Source organism: Methylobacterium sp. WL103, assembly GCF_008039885.1.
Classification (GTDB): domain Bacteria; phylum Pseudomonadota; class Alphaproteobacteria; order Rhizobiales; family Beijerinckiaceae; genus Methylobacterium; species Methylobacterium cerastii.
The window spans coordinates 1-4,230 of sequence record NZ_VRUX01000372.1; the positions used below are offsets into that span (position 1 = coordinate 1).

Annotated in this window: 2 protein-coding genes; both read right to left on the reverse strand. The window is 69.3% G+C overall.

The genetic code is table 11. The annotated features are described in order from the left end of the window. Positions 1-495: 495 nt before the first annotated feature. On the reverse strand, positions 496-1,836 hold the full coding sequence (glmM, locus tag FV222_RS18660) for a phosphoglucosamine mutase (protein ID WP_147753241.1): 1,341 nt from the start codon (positions 1,834-1,836) through the stop codon (positions 496-498). 264 nt (positions 1,837-2,100) lie between these two features. Further along, positions 2,101-4,023, reverse strand: coding sequence for an ATP-dependent zinc metalloprotease FtsH (gene ftsH / locus FV222_RS18665; RefSeq protein WP_147728678.1), 1,923 nt, complete (start codon positions 4,021-4,023; stop codon positions 2,101-2,103). Between the last annotated feature and the right edge of the window lie 207 nt (positions 4,024-4,230).

A 4,230-nucleotide genomic window follows, 5' to 3' on the forward strand; every position in this document is an offset into this window, starting at 1 on the left:
GCGCAGGACCGCGCCTGCCAGCCGGCGGGGCCGGCCCCGGTCCAGCCGATCAGCGCGACCCAGCCGAGGCCGAGGAGCGCGGCGACCGCGAGATTGGCCGGGGTCGCGACGGCGCGAAGCTCCGCGAGGCGGGGCGCGAGGTCGAACCGGCTGTCGGAAACGGAAACGCCCATGGCGGACTCCTGCGTACCAAGCCGGTATAATGAACGTTCATTCCCAAGTCAATGAACGTTCATTCTCAAGCTCGATCGCGAAGGGTGCGCTTCGTCGACCGAGAGCCCCCTCTCCCCGCGGGCGGCGAGAGGCCCGCACGGACCTCGCCGCCCGTGCGGGAAGCGAAGGCAAGGCCGTAGCGGCGGCGAGGGGGTGCCAACGGACGAGCCTCCTTCGGCCAAGCCTCCTCACCTTCGGCTACCGCCTCGCTTGGCCGACGACGAGGTCGGCCAAGCCCTCTCCCCGCCTGCGGGGAGAGGGGATGCGCGCAAGCCGACCGGCTCAGGCGGCGGCGCGCGTCACCGCATCCACGACCTCGTCCACGACGTCGTTGACGAGGCCGCGGTCGTCGCCCTCGGCCATCACGCGGATCACCGGCTCGGTGCCGGAGGGGCGGATGACGAGGCGGCCGCCGTTGCCCAGGCGCTCGCGGGCGTGCTCGATCGCCGTCACGACGCTGTCGGCGCGCAGGGGCTCGCCCGAGCGGTAGCGCACGTTCTTCAGAATCTGCGGCAGCGGATCGAAGCAGTGGCAGACCTCGCTCACCGGCTTTTCGCTGCGCTGGACCACGCTCAGCACCTGCAACGCGGCAACCAGCCCGTCGCCGGTGGTGGCGTAGTCCGACATGATGATGTGGCCGGATTGCTCGCCGCCGAGGTTGTAGCCGTGCTCGCGCATGTGCTCCAGCACGTAGCGGTCGCCCACCGCCGTGCGCGCGAGCGAGAGGCCGATCCCGCCGAGGTAGCGCTCCAGGCCGAGGTTGGACATGATCGTGGCCACGATGCCCGGCTGGGTCAGGAGGTCGTCCTCCTTCCACGAGCGGGCGACGACCGCCATGAGCTGGTCGCCGTCGACGACCTGGCCCTTCTCGTCCACGATCAGCACCCGGTCGGCGTCGCCGTCCAGCGCGATGCCGATGTCGGCGCGCAGCTCCCGGACCTTGGCGACGAGGGCGGCCGGCGCCGTCGAGCCGACGTCGCGGTTGATGTTGAAGCCGTCGGGCTCGACGCCGATGGCGATCACCTCGGCGCCGAGCTCCCACAGGGTCTCGGGGGCGACGCGGTAGGCGGCGCCGTTGGCGCAGTCGACCACGATGCGCAGGCCGTCCAGCGTCACGTTGCGCGGCAGCGAGCGCTTGGCGAACTCGATGTAGCGGGCGTGCACGCTCTCGATGCGCTTGGCCCGGCCGAGCGACATCGAGCCGGCGAGCTTGGTGTGCAGCTCGCTGTCGATCAGCGCCTCGATCTCGCGCTCGATCGCGTCGTTGAGCTTGAATCCGTCGGGCCCGAACAGCTTGATGCCGTTGTCCTCGAACGGGTTGTGCGAGGCCGAGATCATCACGCCGATGTCGGCGCGCATCGAGCGGGTCAGCATGGCCACCGCCGGGGTCGGCATCGGCCCGAGCTGCAGCACGTCCATGCCGACGGAGGTGAAGCCGGCGATCAGCGCGGTCTCGATCATGTAGCCCGAGAGCCGCGTGTCCTTGCCGATCACGACGCGGTGGCGATGGTCGCCGCGCTGGAACACCAGCCCCGCCGCCTGGCCGACCTTCAGCGCCAGCTCCGGCGTGATCACCCCGTTGGCCCGGCCGCGAATGCCGTCGGTGCCGAAATACTTTCTCACGAAACTCTCCGTCCCCTCGGGCGCGCGACCTTTCGGTCAACCTATCATCGATCGCGCGGCGAGCGCAGATCGCGTCCCGTTACAGTGAATCGACGCCGTCATCGCGCAGCTTGTCTCATCGCTGCTCCGCAGCGTGGCGCCGACCGGCCCCCTCTCCCGGACGCGACAGGGGACCCGCGCGCCCTCATCCATCGAATGAGCTAACCGCCCAAAGAAAAGGGCGCCGCAATGGCGCCCTCTTCGTTGGCCGACAGATCAGACCGATCAGCCCTGCGGCTGAGGCTCCAGTCCGCCGTCGCTCTCCTTCGGCCGGCCGCGACCGGCGGAGGGCACCGAAGAGCCGCGGGCCGGGGTCGGCGGCACGTCGCCGCCGTCGCGGACCGGGGGACGGCCCTTCAGCAGGTTCTTGATCTCGTCGCCGGACAGCGTCTCGTATTCGAGCAGCCCTTGCGCCAGCGCCTCGAGGTCGTCCTTCCTGTCGGCGAGGATGCGACGGGCCTCCTCCAGGCCGGTCTCGACGAGGCGGCGGACCTCCGCGTCGATCTTCTGGGCCGTCGACTCGGACACCGTCTGCTGGCGGCCCATCGACATGCCGAGGAAGACCTCGTCGTTGTTGTCGCCGTAGGCGACGGTGCCGAGCTCAGGGCTGAATCCCCAGCGCGTGACCATCATCTTGGCGAGCCGCGTCGCCTGCTCGATGTCGGACTGCGCGCCCGAGGTGACCTTGTCGGGGCCGAAAGTCATCTCCTCGGCGATGCGGCCGCCCATCATGATGGCCAGCCGCGAGGTCATCTGCTCGAACGACATCGACAGCTTGTCGCGCTCGGGCAGCTGCATGACCATGCCGAGCGCACGGCCGCGCGGGATGATCGTCGCCTTGTGGACGGGATCGGTGGCCGGCACGTTGAAGGCGACGATGGCGTGGCCGCCCTCGTGGTAGGCCGTGAGCCGCTTCTCGTCCTCGGTCATGACGAGGGTGCGTCGCTCGGCGCCCATCATGACCTTGTCCTTGGCGTCCTCGAACTCGTGCATCGTGACGATGCGCTTGCCGCGACGCGCGGCCAACAGAGCCGACTCGTTGACGAGGTTCATCAGGTCGGCGCCCGAGAAGCCGGGGGTGCCGCGGGCGATGACCTTGAGGTCGACGTCCGGCGCCAGCGGCACCTTGCGGACGTGGACGCGCAGGATGCGCTCGCGGCCGGTGACGTCCGGGTTCGGCACCATGATCTGGCGGTCGAACCGGCCGGGACGCAGCAGGGCCGGGTCGAGCACGTCGGGACGGTTGGTCGCCGCGATGATGATCACGCCCTCGTTGGCCTCGAAGCCGTCCATCTCCACGAGCAACTGGTTGAGGGTCTGCTCGCGCTCGTCGTTGCCGCCGCCGAGGCCCGCGCCGCGATGGCGACCGACCGCGTCGATCTCGTCGATGAAGATGATGCAGGGCGCGTTCTTCTTGGCCTGCTCGAACATGTCGCGGACGCGGCTGGCGCCGACGCCGACGAACATCTCGACGAAGTCCGAGCCCGAGATGGTGAAGAACGGCACGTTGGCCTCGCCCGCCACCGCGCGGGCGATCAGGGTCTTACCGGTGCCGGGGGGGCCGACGAGGAGCACGCCGCGCGGGATGCGCCCGCCGAGCCGCTGGAACTTTTGGGGATCGCGCAGGAATTCGACGATCTCCTGCAGGTCTTCCTTCGCCTCTTCCACGCCGGCGACGTCATCGAACGACACGCGCCCATGCGCCTCGTTCAGCAGCTTCGCCTTGGACTTGCCAAAGCCCATGGCGCGGCCGGCGCCCGACTGCATCTGCCGGGACAGGAACACCCAGGCGCCGATGAAGACGAGGATCGGCAGCCAGCTGACCAAGAGCTGGATGAACCAGGGGGTGTTGTCGGACGGGGGGCGCGCGGTGATCTGCACGCCCTTGCCCGAAAGCTTCGAGACGAGGCCGGGATCGTTCGGCGCATAGCTGGTGAAGCTGCCGCCGCCGACATACGAGCCGGACACGTCCTGGCCCGAGATCACCACGGACTGGATCTTGCCGGCGTCGGCGTCGTTGAGAAGCTGGCTGTAGGCGATCTCGCTCCCGCCGCCGCGGTGGCCCGGATTCTGGAACAGGGTCACCAGGGCCAGGACGAGGAGGAAGATGACGACCCACAAGGCAAAATTGCGAAAATTCGGGTTCATCGATCAATCCCTGGGGCGTGTGGGCCGGCTGCCCGCCGCTGCGGGTTCGTCCGCGCACGCCGAGCCAATGTAGGCAGAGCCCTCCCCCTTGCCAAGTAAGCCGGGCGCCCCTGCGGCAAGGCTGTCAGTGGCAAGGCTGTCAGTGGCAAGGCTGTCAGTGGCGAGGCTGTCGGGGGCGAGGCTGTCGGGGGCGAGGCTGTCGGGGGC

Excerpts from the sequence above, each read along its gene's own strand:
- ftsH (WP_147728678.1), bottom strand. The coding sequence starts at position 4,023 with ATGAACCCGAATTTTCGCAATTTTGCCTTGTGGGTCGTCATCTTCCTC.